The organism is Synechococcus sp. R65.1, assembly GCF_047461755.1.
In the GTDB taxonomy this organism is placed as follows: domain Bacteria; phylum Cyanobacteriota; class Cyanobacteriia; order Thermostichales; family Thermostichaceae; genus Thermostichus.
On sequence record NZ_JANSHU010000023.1, the window covers coordinates 1 to 14,469 of the forward strand.

The window sequence follows — 14,469 nt, forward strand, 5'->3', positions numbered from 1 at the left end:
CGAACTCGGACGTGAAACGCATCAGCGGCGAACCTACTGGAGGGGTGACCCCCCGGAAAAATAGCTCGGTGCCAGACCCTACTACACCCCTCGGTGGGGGTTTTTTGCTGGAAGAGAGGAGGCAGTTGCTGTCTCGTTAGGTAGAGGAGAGAGTCTATTCGGTTTCTACTCTACTGGACTCAAAAGCCGCACTTTGACTCAACCAAGCTTTAAGGTGATAGGTAGCTCGGCAATCGTCTTCGTTGTAGATGAGCGACTGCTCCAAGTAGCGGCGATCTCGTGTTTCCAGCCACTGGCTATACCAGTAGATGGAGTAGGCTCCATTGGCCTCGGGCAGTCGCCACTTGAACCCCAGCCAGCGGGCGATGTTCTTCAGGGAGTAGCTCTCAACGGGCAGCACTACCGACCGCCGAACCCAGGTGTGTAAATCCACAAAGCGCTCCAACAGTTGCTGCACCTCTCGGGGATCCGTTTGGTACTGCTCCCCCAGTTGCCGGCAAGTCTGTACTTCAAAGCCATGGAAATGATAGATAGGCGCCTCAGGGTAACGTTGAACCAGCTCTAGAAACTGTTGCCAGGCCTGTCCTTCCTCCTGGGGCTCTGCAGCTAGGCAGCTGTAGTAGTTGACAACCTTGTTCCCTTCTGCTTGTTCTACCACGAGCAAGCCCAGCAGGTAAGCAACGTTGTGGCGGGGATCTGCCTCGATGTCGAAGTACAGCTCCACGGGCGCTGTCGGCAGAGCTGGGGGTGGGGATTGCAGCCAGAGGGGCTGGCGGCTGAGGGCGGCGCGGGCTTGGAGCTGCAGTTGCAGGGCCACGCGGGCTCCCAACTGGGGAATGGCCTGCAGCGTTTCCAGAGGGGCGTTGGCTAAGGCTTCAATTGAGTCGATCCCCGCCTTTTGCAGAAGGGGATAGCGGGATCTAGTTACACCCGGTAGCAGGCTGAGGGGCTGGGTGGTGGCGTTTAGCTGCCGACAGTAGTTCCGCCAGTGGCAGAGATGACAGCGGCTGCGGGCCATTAACACCTGGGGCGGCTCGGGTCGACTAAGGGAGCGCAGGTAATCTTGCAGCAGGCGGCGCACCTGAGCACGTCGTCGATCTAGCTCGACGGGGTACCATTCCTTGTCTTTCAAAATTAGAAAGCCGTGCTTGGGCACCTGCCCCTCCAGGGATCCAAGCAACTCGGCCTGCAAAGCCAACAACAGTTCGTACTCCGGCTTGGGGCGCTTGCCGAGGCGAATGTGCACCGGCAGGTAAACGGGCCGGCCTTGGCTGCGAAGGGCGGGATCCCGAATCAGGAGGTCCAGCGAGCTGCTTACCCAAACGGAACGAAACTCTGGAACAGCCCCAGGCGGCAGTGCAGGTGTCTTGTTAGTGGAGCCGTCTTCAGGGACAGGGAGCTCAGCCTCTGTCTCAGGGGAAGGAGCGAGGGCAACTTCAGAGCTGGCAAGCTCCGCCTCAGCTTCCCAAAACAGCTCTGCTACAATCTGCCCGCCGTAGATCCGCTCCGCCCCTGCTGCCATAGCTGCCAGAAGGGCTTCATTGCCCGGCGCAACTTCTTCTCCCGGGAATTGCTCCAGCACAGCAGCTTGCAGAGTTTGGCGATCCCGACGCCATTGCTCCAGCAGGTTTTCCGTCGGCAGCTTGGCTTCTTGAGGTCCAAAGCGATCTAAGTAGGGCAGGCGACGACAGCGAAAAAAGGCCAGCACCTCTTCTGTGTCCACAGAACCCTGCTGGGCTGGTGCAACCTGGAACTCCAAGGGCGGATGACCTCAGCTCTGCTGTCATTGTGACATGCCTTAAGCCTTGGGCTGCTGAGCTAGCCAGAAGTGGGCAATGAGGCGCTCAACCGTTGCGGCCTGGCGCTGGGCGGTTTCAGCTTGCTGCTGGCAGACGGCCTTGAACTCCTCCAGCCAAGCGCTGTGCTCCTGTGTCATCTGTGCCTGCTGCTGAACGATGTCTTTTAACTGGGACAAGTCGTCTTTGATAGAGCTGACGGCTTCAACTAGGGTCAACACAGCGCCGACTAGGCGATCCAGGCGGAAGTCAATCTGATCAAATCGGTCTCTAGTCTGCATAGCGCCTCGCCTGAATGGTTATAGCTTGGTGCTTCGGGTAGAGCTTTGGCCTAGCCCCGCTCCTCAGCTGGATGTCAATTATTTTACAAGGGCGAGGTGAAAGCTCCGAGTGAGGAGGATCACAGCCGCCCAGGAGAGAAGGCCAACCCAACTGGCGTATGCTAGGGAAGAAAGACTTCTTTACACTGCAGATGGAGCTGATTGCAACCCCTCTTTCGATGGCCCCGACTCTGCCCCAGACCCAGCCGGCGGCAGTGGAAATGCAGGGGGTGTGGAAGCGCTTTGGGCAGCAGGTGGCTGTTCAGGACTTGAGCCTGCGGATCTTTCAGGGGGAGGTATTTGCCCTGCTGGGGCCCAACGGCGCTGGCAAATCCACCACCATCCGCATGCTCACTAGCCTCACGCGACCCAGCCAGGGATCCATCCAAGTGGGGGGCTACGACGTGGTGCGGGATCCCTTAGCAGTGCGGCGGCAGATTGGGGTGGTGTTGCAGCCTATTACCCTAGAGGCGGAGCTAACGGTTTGGGAAAACCTGGAGTTCCACGGCCGCATGCACCACATTCCCAACCCGGAGCGGCAGCGGCGCATTGACGAGTGGCTGGAGTACGTGAAGCTGGCCGACCGGCGGCACGACAAGGTGAAGACCCTCTCCGGCGGCATGAAGCGGCGCCTGCAAGTGGCCAGAGCCCTGCTGCACCAGCCTCAAATCTTGTTCCTGGACGAGCCGACGGTTGGATTGGATCCCCAAGCGCGGCGGCTGTTGTGGGAGATCCTGCGGGATCTGAATCGACAGGGGATGACCTTGCTAGTTACCACCCACTACATGGAGGAGGCCGAAGAGCTGTGCGACCGCATCGGCATCATGGACGGCGGCAAGCTGATCGAGCTGGGCAGCCCTAGTCAGTTGCGGGCCAAGTACGGGGAAGCTCTGCTGGTGCGCTCCCGACCTGGACAGGAGGTGAGCTACACCTTTTTCCCCAGCTTGGCGGAGGCCCAGCGGCAGTTGGAAGCTGAATCCGACAAAACCGGCCTGATGGTGCGCCCTGCCAACCTAGAAGATATCTTTGTGCGCTTGACAGGCCGTCGTCTGGATTAGCGCGCTTTTACTCTCAACCTCTCTCTCTTTTATGGCTATTTGAATTCCTCTCCTCCCTCCTTTGGAGTGGGTGGCTCAAACTTGTAGCCAACGCCGCGCACGGTGCGGATTAGCTCTGGCTGACTGGCATCAGTCTCTAACTTCTTGCGAATTTGGCCAATGTGGACATCAACGACTCGCTCATCTCCTTCATAGTTAAAGTCCCACACCTCTCGGATCAGCTCAGCGCGTCGCCAAACCCGTCCAGGGTAGCGGGCCATGGTGTAGAGCAAGTCAAACTCCAGAGCCGTTAGGCTAATGGGGCGCTGGTCGCGAGTGACTTCCCGGGTTTCTGGGTTAATCACCAAGGAGGCAAAGGTTAGAACGGGGGCGCTTCCTCCCTGGGCTTTCGTCCGCCCCCGGCGCAGGATAGCCTGTACCCGTGCTTGTAGCTCCGGTAGGGTGAAGGGTTTGGTCAGGTAGTCATCTGCGCCTAGCTGAAATCCTTGCAGCTTGTCGGCAGGATTCACTCGGCTGGTTAGCATCAATACATACACGCCAGTCTCCTTTTGCATCTGCCGGCAGAGGCTGTAGCCGCTGACATCTGGCAAGTTCAAATCCAAAATCACCAAGTCCGGCTGAAAAGTACGTAACTGCTGCAGGCCCTCGGCACCGGTTGCAGCCACCTCGACCGTGTACCCTTGGCGCTGCAAATACCGCTTGAGCAGCGTGCAAATGCTGGGATCGTCGTCGACAATAAGGATGCGGAACATAGCGGGGTAACTAGGAGGGGACAGGGCTGCAGAAAAGCTCTGCCAGCAGGACATATCCGGGCTGCAGAAAGCGGCAAACCCAGGCAGTTTTATTTATACAACAGACTGCTTCAGACTCTTATTGAATTGGCTGTTTGGCTTTCCTCGAGCCTCTGTCCCTGGGCAAATGAGTGGCAACTACTCCAGTTAGGCTGTCTGCAAAGAAGGGGAGTAACAACTTGCCGGCCAGGCCTTAGAGTGGCATGGTGGGGGTTTTTCCCAGAGGCTTATGTACTACGATCCCAACGCCGTCTTTCGCAAGGATATCCAGGTGGCCCTCTTCACCTGGGGAGTGCTAGAGCTGGTCTGTTTCGTCATCATGCCGTTCACGCGGGCCTACGAGTATGCGCAGGTAGCGGATTGGCTGTGGCCATCGCTGGTGCTGGGGCCAGCGGGGGCGGTGGTGGTAGCCTTTTGCTCAAAGCTCACGGTAGCTGCTAGTAACATCCCCGACCCGAAAAGGAAAAGGGCGCAGCGGCAAATTGCTCAGGTAATCAGTTTCTTCGGCTTCTTGGGTTTGGCCTTGCCCTTGCTCCTAGCCGGCTGGACCTTTGGCCACGAAATTCTCACCACTGACTGGGAGAATATGTTCACCAAGTAGAGGCTAAACGTGCTGCTGAGCTTGCCCCTTGGGAGATAGCTTCCCAAGCCAGCACCCAGAGGCGAAACTAGAAGTACTAGAGATGCTCTGGGGCTTGCAAGCGTTGGCAAGGCCCTTACTCTCGGCTTTTGGGAGCTGAGTTTTGGATGGCTAACTACCCGGTGCGAGGCCGTTCTTCTCCCGCGGTGGGGAGTTTTCCCTTCGGCACCCTAATGGCCCTGAGCCTCTCGGTTGGGGCCTTGGCTGCTCTGGGTTGGCAGGCGTGGCAGTTCATGGCCCCCCTGCTGGCTCCCCCTGCAGTGCCGCAGTTTCCTCGAGCGGTGCGGGTGGAGCCTTTGCCTAGACCGACAAGCTTGCCCTTTTCCCCCTCGGCTCGCCCTACTCAGAGGGAGTCTCCGCTGGCTGTAGGCAGCCTTGATTCCACTGCCTTTCCGCCTGGCAGCCGGGGGCGGGTGATCGAGCCTCTGGGTCTAGCCATCCGCAGCAAGCCCTCGGTGGAGGGAGCTTACCAAGGGGGAATTGGGGCGGGGGAAATAGTGACGGTGCTGGAGTACAGCGCCGATGGTCGCTGGCAACGGGTACGGCGAGAGCTGAACGGCCAGGAAGGCTGGGTACGCGCTGGCAACCTGGGCCCCGCGGAAGGAGCAGCAGTTGCCTCGGCTCCACTTTCTGCAACTTCTAGGGTTGAATCTACGCCTAACTCTACCCCCTCGCCAATTCGGCCACCGCTAGAAACCAGCCTTGCTCCAGGTGAACGGGGACGGGTAATTGAGCCGATTGGCCTAGCGCTACGGGCCACTCCCGACCGGGAAGGAGCTTACATCGGTGGTGTGCCCATGAACGAGGTGGTGGAAGTGCTGGAATACAGCGCCGATGGCCGCTGGCAGCGCATCCGGCGGCAGAACGGGCAGGAAGGTTGGGTGCGGGCCGGAAACTTGGCGCAGGAGTAGTTTCTGGGGGATGCCCCAGCGGGGGATTGTAAGGGTGAAGAAATCTGTGGTTCGGTAGAGCAGGACTGCCTGGGCCAAGCGACAAATGCCGGCGCTGGAGGGTCCGTCGAAGGGCTACTCTCTCTGGATCAAGGGTAGAGCCTGAACAGCAAAAAGGGAGGCGGAGGGGATCCCATGTGTGCTCAAGTTCAGTCCTGAGCTGGCCCTCGTCTGTGGCGAGTAGGTGGGAGAAGAGCACAAGGGTCTTGTCCGGGAGGCCAGGTGGCGGACTGGGAAGCCGCCTTCCACTTCGACCACCTGTTTGGGAATGACAGGCTGCCCTTCAAGGACGGCCTCAAAGGCAGCGCTGGGGTTCGCCTGATTGCCTCGGCAGGACGGGGTTCTTGACGTAGGTCTTTGCCCTCAAGTCCCGTTGGCTTTTGTTGTCCTCTATCCTTTGCTTAGCGATGAACCCAGTCTGGCCAAGTCGCACCCTTTTCCACTCTTACTGGCAACTGAGCTGGCTGGCTTTTGGCTTGCTTCTGGCTGCCCCGGCTTGGGGACACGGGGTGGAGGCCTCTTGGCGAGCAGTTCCCACGTTCGAGATCCAGGCCCGCTACGACACAGGCGAGCCGATGCGTTCGGCGCAGGTAACGGTGTTTGCACCTAGCAATCCCAGCACTCCTTGGCAGGAGGGGCAGACGGACGCCCAGGGCCGGTTTTGGCTGCAGCCGGATCCGGAGCTCAAGGGCCTGTGGCAGGTGCACATTCGCCAGGCGGGGCACGGCGTAGTGGTGAAGGTGCCGGTTGGGGAGGCGTTAGGGATCCCCAGCCCTTCCTCCCCTGGCTTTGGGCCTCTGCAGCGAGGGGTCATGGCCGCCTGCGTTATCTGGGGCTGTTTGGGCACAGCGCTGTTTTTCTTGCGGCCCCGCCCTGCCGCCTCTGTGGGTGGAGAACGGCCAAGCTCCGAAGTCGGCGCTGCTGCTCTGGAGCAGGACTAGCCATGCACATCAGCGAGGGCCTTTTGCCAGCGCCCCTGTGGTTGGGAGGCTATGGCCTCACCGCCTTGATCACCGGCTACAGCCTGGGCCGCCTGCAGCGGCTGGAAAAGGATCCCCGCCGCCCGCTCCCCAAGGCAGCGCTGCTGACAGCGGCTTTTTTTGTCGCCTCCTCCATTCACCTGCCCTTTCCTCCAACCAGCCTGCACCTGCTGCTCAATGGCCTAATGGGCGTGCTCTTGGGGGTCTTGGCCTACCCGGCCATCCTGGTGGGCCTGTTCTTTCAGGCCGTGGCTTTCGGGCATGGAGGGCTGACCACCCTGGGGATCAACGCCGCCATCTTGGGGATCCCGGCGCTTCTGGCAGGAGGGATCTTTCAAGCCAGCCGGCGGCGGCTGGGAACGGGCTGGGCTGCCTTTTGGGCAGGAGCTGCAGGGGTGGTGCTGGCGGCGCTGCTATTTTACGGCGTGGTGCTGGCGGCGCTGTACAGCGAGGGGATCCCTTCCACGTCCGCAGAGCGCTTGGCCCTGGCCGGCTTGATGGCAGCTCATCTGCCGCTGGCAGGGGTGGAGGGGCTGTTTACCCGTTGGGTGGTGCTGTTCTTGCAGCGGGTACAGCCGCAGCTTTTGGGGGAGGATGAAAAGCTCTAAGGCTAATCTGCCCTGCCCGCCTCTCGCCTCCAGGAGTTTTTCCTCCCCTTGGCTCCACCGCTGGCGGCCTCTGCCCAAGGTGGTTGGCCTACTGGCATTGATGGCGGCTTTTGCCCAGGTGCAGCGCTTGGCCTTGCTACCCCTAGTTTGGGTGTTGGTGGCTCTTCTTTGGGCGCTCTCCGGCTTGCCCCTGCGCCGAGGGCTAAGACGGCTGGCCGCCCCAGGAGTTTTGTTGATAGCCTTCGTCCTCTTCTTGCCTTTTGCCGTTGGGGAGACCTTCCTCTGGCAGTGGGGCTCCTTGGCTTTGCGCTGGGAGGGGCTGGAGAGGGCGCTTTGCCTTGGCGGGCGCAGCCTGGCGCTGTTGGCCCTGGCAATGCTGCTGGGGGAGACCACCCCTCTGCCGGCCCTGTTGGCAGCCCTAGGGGCTTTGGGGATCCCCGACCTACTCCTGGAACTGGCTTGGCTAACCCAGCGCTATTTGCAGGAGGTGGCTACCCAGTGGCAGCGGATGCAGCGGGCAGCTCGGCTGAGGGGCTGGCGACCGCGGGGATCCCTGGGGCGTCCGGACCTGGCCTTGCGACAAGACCTTCCCTTCCTGGCTGCTGCAGTGGGCACTCTCCTGGTGCGCAGCTACGAGCGCTCCGAGCGGGTCTATCAGGCGCTGCGCCTACGGGGCTATGGAAGAGCGCTTCTGCTCCCAGAAGAGAGGGCAGGAGATCCCTGGAGCTGGGCGGCCACTGGGCTGGCGGTGGCTGTGGCTCTCGGCTTGGTGTGGGTTCAATTTGGGGGTTATCCCGATTGAGCTGGTTGGCAGGGGAGTTAGACAAGGTGGACAGTCCTCCTCCCCGCCTTTAGAAGCGAAACCCAACTAGAACTAGAATAGGAAGGCCTCAATTTTCCCAATTCATTTGTTGTCTATTGTTGCCATTCTCTCGGCCTCTCCTGTGGCTATGAACTGGTTGGAAACCGCTCTGCCTACGCCCTCTCGCAGCCCTGCCGCCTCCCCAAAGGAAGCGCCGGCTGTTGCCGTTGTGCATCTGGGCTGTGAGAAAAACCGCGTGGACACGGAACACATGATGGGCCTGCTGGCCCAGGCAGGCTACCGGGTGGAGGGGGATGAAGAAAGCGCCGACTACGTCATCGTCAACACCTGCAGCTTCATCGAAGCGGCGCGGCGGGAGTCGGTCAGCACCTTGATGGAGCTGGCAGTGCAGGGCAAGAAGCTCATCATCGCCGGCTGCTTGGCGCAGCACTTCCAGGAGGAGCTGCTGCGGGAGATCCCAGAGGCGGTGGCCATTGTGGGCACGGGCGACTACCACCAAATCGTCCAAGTTATGGAGCGGGTGGAGCGGGGAGAGCGGGTTAATGCCGTCACCTCCAGCTTGGACTACATTGCTGATGAGACTGTCCCCCGCTATCGCACTACCCACGCGCCAGTGGCCTACCTGCGGGTGGCCGAGGGGTGTGACTATCGCTGCTCTTTCTGCATCATCCCCCACCTGCGGGGCAAGCAACGCTCTCGCCCCATCGAGTCCATCCTGCGGGAGGCCGAACAACTGGCCGCAGAAGGGGTGCAGGAGCTGATTCTCATTTCCCAGATCACCACCAACTACGGGATCGACCTCTACGGGGAGCCGCGGCTGGCTGAGCTCATCCGTGCTCTGGGCAAGATCCCTATTCCCTGGGTCCGCATGCTCTATGCCTACCCTACGGGCATTACTCCGGCAGTGGTAGAGGCCATTCAGGAGACCCCCAATTTCTTGCTCTATCTGGATCTGCCGCTGCAGCACAGCCACCCCGAGATCCTCAAGGCCATGAACCGCCCCTGGCAGGACCAGGTCAACGACCGGTTGATCGAGCGGCTGCGTCAGGCCCTACCCAAGGCCGTGCTGCGCACCAGCTTCATCGTCGGCTTTCCTGGCGAGACAGAGGAGCACTTCCAGCATCTGTTGGACTTTGTGCAGCGCCACCAATTTGACCATGTGGGGGTGTTTACCTTTTCTCCCGAAGAAGGCACGCCTGCCTACCACCTTCCTCACCAAGTGCCTGAGCGCGTCAAAAAAGAGCGCCGCGCCCGCCTGATGCAGCTGCAGCAGGGGATCGCCTTCCGCCGCAACCGCGAGCAGGTGGGGCAGGTGGTGCCTGTGCTCCTGGAGCAGGAAAACCCCCGCACGGGCGAGTGGATTGGCCGCTCCCCCCGCTTTGCCCCTGAGGTGGACGGGGTGGTGTATGTGCGCGGGCCCGGATCCCTGGGATCCCTGGTGCCGGTCCAGATTACGCGGGCCGAGCCCTACGATCTCTTCGGCCAGGTGGTGGAGGCGCCGCAGGGCTTTAGTTGGAGTGGGCGGTAGAATAGCAAGTTGGACTCCAGCGGGAATAGGATGACTAGTTCTGAGGAGCTGAAACAGGCGGCAGCCCAGGCAGCAGCCCAGCGGGTACAGTCAGGCATGGTGGTGGGCCTGGGGACGGGCTCCACAGCCGCCTTTGCAGTGAGCGCCCTAGCCCAGCGCATGCGAAAGGAGGGGCTGCAGTTCATCGGGGTGCCCACTTCCGAGCGCACGGCAGAACAGGCCCGCTCTCTAGGGATCCCGCTGGCCACGCTGGAAGAGCAGCCCCGCTTGGATCTGGCCATCGATGGAGCTGATGAAATTGAGGTGGGATCCCTCAATCTCATCAAGGGGGCAGGGGGAGCCCTGCTGCGGGAGAAACTGGTGGAGGCCAGCGCCGCCGAGCTAATCATCATTGCCGACGCCTCCAAGAAGGTGGCGCAGCTAGGCACGCGCTTCCCAGTGCCGGTGGAGGTGGTGCGCTTTGGCTGGAAGACCACCCTGGCGCGGGTGGAGGCCCTGGGCTGTCAGGCAGAGCTGCGGCGCACGGCCGACGGGGATCCCTACCTCACCGACGAGCAGCACTACATCCTCGACTGCCAGTTTGGCCCTATTGCCGATCCAGCCAAGCTAGCTGAGCAACTCAAAGCAACGGTGGGGGTAGTGGAGCACGGCCTGTTTATCGGCATGGCCACGGAGGCCATTATCGCTGGCCCTGAAGGGATCGAGACGCTGCGGCGGCCGTAGGGGCCAGTTCGGCTGCCAGCAGGATTGCCTGCTTGAGGCTCTCGGCGCGGGCCACCCCCTGTCCAGCTATGTCAAAGGCGGTGCCGTGGTCAGGGGAGGTGCGAATAAAGGGCAACCCCAGGGTTAGGTTGACGGCCCGGTCAAACGCCAGCAGCTTCACTGGGATCAGGCCTTGGTCGTGATAGAGGGCCAGGTAGGCGTCGGCAACGGCGGGAGATCCTTGACCATACCAGGCTTGGGCGGGAGCTAGCCACATCGTATCGGGGGGAAGCGGCCCCCAGATTCTGGCGTGGGGATAGGTACCTAGCAGCTCCGCCAGCCACTCCTGTTCTTCTGAACCCAGTTGCCCCCGTTCGCCGGCATGGGGGTTGAGGCCAGCCACGGCAATTACGGGATCGCCAATCCCAAAAAGCTCGCGCAGGGATCCCGCCAGCAAGTCCAACTTCCTGCGCACCAGCTCTGGGGTGAGGGTGAGGGGCACCTGGCTCAAGGGGATGTGGGTGGTGGCCAGTAGAACCCGCATCTGCCAGCCGCTGTGGGGAGAACGGGCCACAAACAGCATGCCGTAGTGCTCGCGCCCGCTGAGCTGGGCCAGTACCTCTGTTTGGCCGGGGAAGGGGTAGCCTGCTTGGTGCCAGAGGTATTTGGCAATGGGGGCGGTCACGATCCCCTGGAACTGGCTTTGCAGCGCCCCTTCAACAGCCGTTTTCAGGTAGACAAAGCTGGCCGCTCCGCTCTGGGCATCCCCCCGGCCCACACGAGAGAACTCTAGGTGGAAGCCGCTGCCGCACTCTAGGACGGGGATCCCTGCCGGGTCAGCTAAGGGATCCGCTACCCCTTTTGCCTTCAAGAGACGGTAGGTAGCCTGCAAAACCTGCCGCTCGCCCACCACCGTTATCTGGGCGCAGGCCTGCACCTGGGGATCCGCCAGCGCCTTGAGCACAATCTCTGGCCCAATCCCCGCTGGATCTCCCAACGTCAGGGCGAGCTTTGGCAGCACTAGGCTCACAGGGGCGTTCCCGATTCCTTTCCAATTTTTATCCCCCCGAAGGGGGAGCTAGGAATAGAGTGTTCACTTCGGTTTCCAATTTCTAGGAGTCTCCCCGAAGGAGGAACTCTACCCCCATTAAAGCCAAGCAGGGCAAGGGGTACAAGACCCATTCGCAAGGGGGTCGGTCAAAAGGGCAAAAAGTGGCCTTGGAGAGGGGGGTGAGAGCCCTGTGGCGCAAGGCATCGAGCGGGTAACGAAAAAATGGGCCTTTCCTGGATCCTTGGAGGCGCTCGCAAAGGCGTTGATACCGCTTTTTTGTTGTTTCGCAAACATCCCGAGCACAGGGATACCTAGGCAGCTGGCCTGGGGATTAGCCACGCAGGCGACCGGAGCGGAGGATGCTCAGGATAAGCCATAGGCCCAGCAGCTGGCGGCGCCAAAAAGCAGCTCGCTCAGCTAGAAGACCTGAAAGCACTGGGTTTGCGCCGAGATGATGGCGGCGCCGATAATCAGGGATCCAACCACTAGGAGAGGCAGTTGGCTGACTGATCCAGGCTGCTGCGCAGGCCTTCCAGATCCTGCACCGTCAGGTTCCAGCGTTGGGTTTCCGAAGTGTGATGCGGCTAAGCAGCACTTCCAATTGCCGCGGAGATTGCAGGGAGAGGTTTTTCAGATCCAGGGCCCTGCGCAGCAACGAAGGTAGGGGAGCTTTCCCCAGCAACTGCTGCCGAAATACGTCTGCCATCAGGGCCCGCAAGCTGCCCCTGGGACTTTCCGGCAGGGCCAGTTCCAGAGTCAGCTCGGCACAGCGCTGGGCATCCAAGCTGACGATGGCCAAAATCAGCTCCAGCACAATCTGCTGTGTGCAGGGATCCAGCCGCCCAATCATGCCGCAGTCCAAGAGAGCGAGGCGACCAGAGCCCAACCGGATGGATCCCGCTGCCGCCGCTTCCGTGTCAAGGCTGCTGAAGACCCGCTCCAGCGGCTGGCGCAACTGCTGGCGCAGCAGGATCTCCACCGCGTTTCAGGGCACAGGGGGCACATTGCTCTGCAGGCTGCTAAGGGCTCGATGTACTCCCGCGGCAGCAGATCGAGGCGGGTGCTCAGCAACTGGCCTAGCTTCACGTAAACCGGCCCCAAATCCACCAGGATGTTGCGCAGCACCAGAGGCGGCGGCAGTTGTGGCTCTTCCGCCCTGCCCAAGGAGAGCAAGCGCCGCATGTAGTCCCAGGATCTCCGCCTGCCGGGCGCTGTTCTGGGCCAGCCGCGCAAAGACCACCCCTTTTCCACCCTCTTCCAGGCTTGCCTAGAAACAGCAGCTTAGAAAAAGGGCACAGGAGCCACGCGACGAGTCCCGTCCCAGCCGCTGGTCAGCCCCTCCTGCAAGACCCGCAGCACTTCGTCGGTGCTGGCGTTGGGCTCGGCAAAGGAGAAGAGGTGCTTATAGCGCAGCCTCCCTTCGCGATCGACAACAAACTGGCCCGGCAGGGGCGCTCCCAGCGCCTGGCCAACGCCGTAGAGCCGAAAAGTTTTGCACTCTGGATCCACCAATAGCGGATACGGTAGTTGCAGGTCGGCTTGGATCTGTTGGCTTTGCACCGGGTCGGTGCTGGTAACCATCAGCAGCTCTGCTCCCAGCGCCCGGATCTCTTCGTAGCGGGCCTTCAGCTCCTGGATGTGGGGGTAGCAGAAGGGGCAGAAGAGCTTTTCCGTAAAGATGCGGGTAAAGGCCAGAACCACCGGCTTGTGGCCGCGGTAGTCCGATAGGCGCACGGGATCCCCTTGGACGTTAGGCAGCTCAAAGTCGGGGGCCAGCTCGCCAATCTGCAGAGAGTTGTTGGCTGGCTGGGGGATGAAGTTTTCGAAGAAGCGACGGTTGAACAAGCCGCTGTTGCTGGTCATGGCAGTTTTTTACGTTTCTTTACTCCCTGCCACCAGCCTAACCCAAAGCCTCGGCTACTGCCTTTAGCCGCCGCAGTTGCGCCCGCATGTCGTGCCGGGTCAGCTCTGCTGCCACGAGATGAAACCCTGCCGCTACCCAGGGGTTGGGGATGCAAAACGCAAAGCGGTTGACCAAGAGCGTCCCCGACGCTTGGGGGTGGCACTCCCAGCGGTCAGTGCCCTGAAAAAAACCCTCGAACTGCCACTCCACCAGGCCCTCGGCCCGCTCGACAATCACGCAGTCCAAGCTGGGGGAGACTAGAGGCAGGCGTAGGAAAAAGCGGTAGCGGCTACCCAATTGTCCCGTGGGGGATCCCAGGGCTTCACATCCCAAAAGGGGGTTAAGCCAGCGCCGCATCAGCTCGGGGTCGACTAGGCAGCGCTCCACCTGGGCCACGCCAGCGGCAATTTCAATTGCTTGGGTATAGACGGGCATGCTCTAAGGAGCAGCAGGCGGCGCTTCGCCAACAGGGGCAATGGTACTCAGCAAAATCAAGATATCGCGGTACTCCACCTGATCCGGCCCGCGGCGAGGGGATCCCAGCTGGATGACTGCCTGCTGGAGTGGTCTGTCGGGGCGGGGGGGAGACTCGAACACTAGCGTGCGGATGCCGTTGGCCTGCTCAACATCGGAGAGGAGATCCCAGCCCCGGCCCCAGAGGGTGCGGCGGTAGTAAGCGGCAATCTCCTCCAGAGGCTGAGAGGTCTTCAGGATCAAGGAAGCCAATCCCCCCTCCTGATCCCAAATCTGCCCGGAAGAGACGACGGTGGCGTTGGGCAGGCGCAACTGCTGCGGGAAGTGGGGAGGAAGGGCGCGGGTATCGCCCACAGAAGCCTCAAAGTGGGTGCCATCTTCACCGATGTGGCGCAGCACTGGATCCGGCTGGGCAGCGGCAGGAGGTTCTGTAGACGGCAGGAGTCGACAGGCGGTCAGCAACACCGGCGCCAGCCAAGCTAGAAGTTGCACCTGGGCTGGGCAAAAGTGTCCTCTCATCGGTCAGCCAGGGATCCCTCAGGTGGGTTATAGCGGATCCCTGTTCTTGCTCACAAGTTGTTGTCAGGGGGGTGGCTCCCCGGCTGCACAAAGGCAATTGCAGAGCCTAAGATAGGTAAGGCTGCAGATCCCTGCCAGGGATAGGGTGGAGAGGTGTCCGAGTGGTTTAAGGAAGCAGTCTTGAAAACTGCCGTGGCGCAAGCCACCGTGGGTTCGAATCCCACCCTCTCCGTTACCACGTAGTCCGATGACATCCACCCAGATCCAGCAGGCCCTTGTCTAGAAGGGCTTCCGGGCTTTTCAGTGTCCAAGATAGACTGACAAAA

Annotated in this window: 16 protein-coding genes, 1 tRNA gene and 1 pseudogene; 10 read left to right on the plus strand and 8 right to left on the minus strand. The window is 61.2% G+C overall.

Annotation, left to right across the window (positions count from 1 at the left end; genetic code table 11):
• Positions 1-154: 154 nt before the first annotated feature.
• Together NW814_RS09370 and NW814_RS09375 are read right to left on the minus strand one after the other, a co-directional pair.
• Entirely contained in the window at positions 155-1,723 is a 1,569-nt protein-coding gene (locus NW814_RS09370) for a TM0106 family RecB-like putative nuclease (protein ID WP_414406096.1), read from the minus strand.
• A 75-nt stretch (positions 1,724-1,798) separates the two neighbouring features.
• Positions 1,799-2,077 carry a hypothetical protein gene (locus NW814_RS09375; protein ID WP_414406097.1) on the minus strand — a complete coding sequence of 93 codons (279 nt, stop codon included), beginning with the start codon at positions 2,075-2,077 and terminating at the stop codon, positions 1,799-1,801.
• A 218-nt stretch (positions 2,078-2,295) separates the two neighbouring features.
• Here NW814_RS09375 and NW814_RS09380 point away from each other — a divergent pair, with 218 nt between their 5' ends.
• Positions 2,296-3,174, plus strand: a complete 879-nt coding sequence (locus tag NW814_RS09380; protein WP_414406098.1) for an ABC transporter ATP-binding protein — start codon at positions 2,296-2,298, stop codon at positions 3,172-3,174.
• 35 nt (positions 3,175-3,209) lie between these two features.
• On the opposite strand, the gene NW814_RS09385 is transcribed toward NW814_RS09380, so the two are convergent.
• Entirely contained in the window at positions 3,210-3,926 is a 717-nt protein-coding gene (locus tag NW814_RS09385; protein ID WP_414396291.1) for a response regulator transcription factor, read from the minus strand.
• A gap of 268 nt (positions 3,927-4,194) precedes the next feature.
• On the opposite strand from NW814_RS09385, the gene NW814_RS09390 reads away from it, so the two are divergent.
• The 8 genes from NW814_RS09390 (at position 4,195) to rpiA (ending at position 10,217) form a co-directional block, all read left to right on the plus strand.
• A complete protein-coding gene (locus NW814_RS09390) occupies positions 4,195-4,566 on the plus strand; it encodes a hypothetical protein (RefSeq protein WP_414396293.1) in 372 nt (123 codons plus the stop codon).
• A gap of 146 nt (positions 4,567-4,712) precedes the next feature.
• A complete protein-coding gene (locus NW814_RS09395) occupies positions 4,713-5,516 on the plus strand; it encodes an SH3 domain-containing protein (protein WP_414406099.1) in 804 nt (267 codons plus the stop codon).
• 261 nt (positions 5,517-5,777) lie between these two features.
• Positions 5,778-5,903: a hypothetical protein gene (locus NW814_RS09400; RefSeq protein ID WP_414406100.1), complete on the plus strand. Its 126-nt coding sequence runs from the start codon at positions 5,778-5,780 to the stop codon at positions 5,901-5,903.
• A 59-nt stretch (positions 5,904-5,962) separates the two neighbouring features.
• Complete coding sequence (locus NW814_RS09405) at positions 5,963-6,496, plus strand: carboxypeptidase-like regulatory domain-containing protein (RefSeq protein WP_414406101.1); 534 nt, start codon at positions 5,963-5,965, stop codon at positions 6,494-6,496.
• Positions 6,497-6,498: 2 nt separating this feature from the next.
• A complete protein-coding gene (gene cbiM, locus NW814_RS09410) occupies positions 6,499-7,143 on the plus strand; it encodes a cobalt transporter CbiM (protein WP_414406102.1) in 645 nt (214 codons plus the stop codon).
• Positions 7,130-7,945 carry a cobalt ECF transporter T component CbiQ gene (cbiQ, locus tag NW814_RS09415; protein ID WP_414406103.1) on the plus strand — a complete coding sequence of 272 codons (816 nt, stop codon included), beginning with the start codon at positions 7,130-7,132 and terminating at the stop codon, positions 7,943-7,945. Before cbiM ends, cbiQ begins: the two co-directional genes overlap by 14 nt.
• A 229-nt stretch (positions 7,946-8,174) precedes the next feature.
• Complete coding sequence (gene rimO, locus NW814_RS09420; protein WP_414406121.1) at positions 8,175-9,494, plus strand: 30S ribosomal protein S12 methylthiotransferase RimO; 1,320 nt, start codon at positions 8,175-8,177, stop codon at positions 9,492-9,494.
• A 30-nt stretch (positions 9,495-9,524) separates the two neighbouring features.
• Entirely contained in the window at positions 9,525-10,217 is a 693-nt protein-coding gene (rpiA, locus tag NW814_RS09425; protein WP_414406104.1) for a ribose-5-phosphate isomerase RpiA, read from the plus strand.
• On the opposite strand, the gene pdxA is transcribed toward rpiA, so the two are convergent.
• From pdxA to NW814_RS09450, 5 genes and pseudogenes are all read right to left on the minus strand, one after another.
• Complete coding sequence (gene pdxA / locus NW814_RS09430; protein ID WP_414406105.1) at positions 10,174-11,226, minus strand: 4-hydroxythreonine-4-phosphate dehydrogenase PdxA; 1,053 nt, start codon at positions 11,224-11,226, stop codon at positions 10,174-10,176. The two genes, rpiA and pdxA, sit on opposite strands and share 44 nt — an antisense overlap.
• 763 nt (positions 11,227-11,989) lie before the next feature.
• A pseudogene (locus NW814_RS09435) lies at positions 11,990-12,372 on the minus strand (AarF/UbiB family protein); the annotation flags it as partial.
• Between the two features lie 156 nt (positions 12,373-12,528).
• Positions 12,529-13,110 (minus strand): peroxiredoxin family protein, encoded by a 582-nt coding sequence (locus tag NW814_RS09440; protein WP_414406106.1) that lies wholly within the window; start codon positions 13,108-13,110, stop codon positions 12,529-12,531.
• 37 nt (positions 13,111-13,147) lie between these two features.
• Positions 13,148-13,585 carry an SRPBCC family protein gene (locus tag NW814_RS09445; RefSeq protein ID WP_414406107.1) on the minus strand — a complete coding sequence of 146 codons (438 nt, stop codon included), beginning with the start codon at positions 13,583-13,585 and terminating at the stop codon, positions 13,148-13,150.
• A 3-nt stretch (positions 13,586-13,588) separates the two neighbouring features.
• Entirely contained in the window at positions 13,589-14,143 is a 555-nt protein-coding gene (locus NW814_RS09450; protein WP_414406108.1) for a hypothetical protein, read from the minus strand.
• Positions 14,144-14,290: 147 nt separating this feature from the next.
• On the opposite strand from NW814_RS09450, the gene NW814_RS09455 reads away from it, so the two are divergent.
• Positions 14,291-14,375: transfer RNA gene (locus tag NW814_RS09455), tRNA-Ser, on the plus strand.
• Positions 14,376-14,469: the final 94 nt, after the last annotated feature.

Coding starts and splice junctions, on each gene's coding strand:
- NW814_RS09385 (WP_414396291.1), bottom strand. CDS start 3,926: ATGTTCCGCATCCTTATTGTCGACGACGATCCCAGCATTTGCACGCTG.
- NW814_RS09380 (WP_414406098.1), top strand. CDS start 2,296: ATGGCCCCGACTCTGCCCCAGACCCAGCCGGCGGCAGTGGAAATGCAG.
- NW814_RS09440 (WP_414406106.1), bottom strand. CDS start 13,110: ATGACCAGCAACAGCGGCTTGTTCAACCGTCGCTTCTTCGAAAACTTC.
- NW814_RS09450 (WP_414406108.1), bottom strand. CDS start 14,143: ATGAGAGGACACTTTTGCCCAGCCCAGGTGCAACTTCTAGCTTGGCTG.
- cbiM (WP_414406102.1), top strand. CDS start 6,499: ATGCACATCAGCGAGGGCCTTTTGCCAGCGCCCCTGTGGTTGGGAGGC.
- NW814_RS09375 (WP_414406097.1), bottom strand. CDS start 2,077: ATGCAGACTAGAGACCGATTTGATCAGATTGACTTCCGCCTGGATCGC.
- cbiQ (WP_414406103.1), top strand. CDS start 7,130: ATGAAAAGCTCTAAGGCTAATCTGCCCTGCCCGCCTCTCGCCTCCAGG.
- NW814_RS09445 (WP_414406107.1), bottom strand. CDS start 13,585: ATGCCCGTCTATACCCAAGCAATTGAAATTGCCGCTGGCGTGGCCCAG.
- rpiA (WP_414406104.1), top strand. CDS start 9,525: ATGACTAGTTCTGAGGAGCTGAAACAGGCGGCAGCCCAGGCAGCAGCC.
- NW814_RS09395 (WP_414406099.1), top strand. CDS start 4,713: ATGGCTAACTACCCGGTGCGAGGCCGTTCTTCTCCCGCGGTGGGGAGT.
- NW814_RS09390 (WP_414396293.1), top strand. CDS start 4,195: ATGTACTACGATCCCAACGCCGTCTTTCGCAAGGATATCCAGGTGGCC.
- NW814_RS09405 (WP_414406101.1), top strand. CDS start 5,963: ATGAACCCAGTCTGGCCAAGTCGCACCCTTTTCCACTCTTACTGGCAA.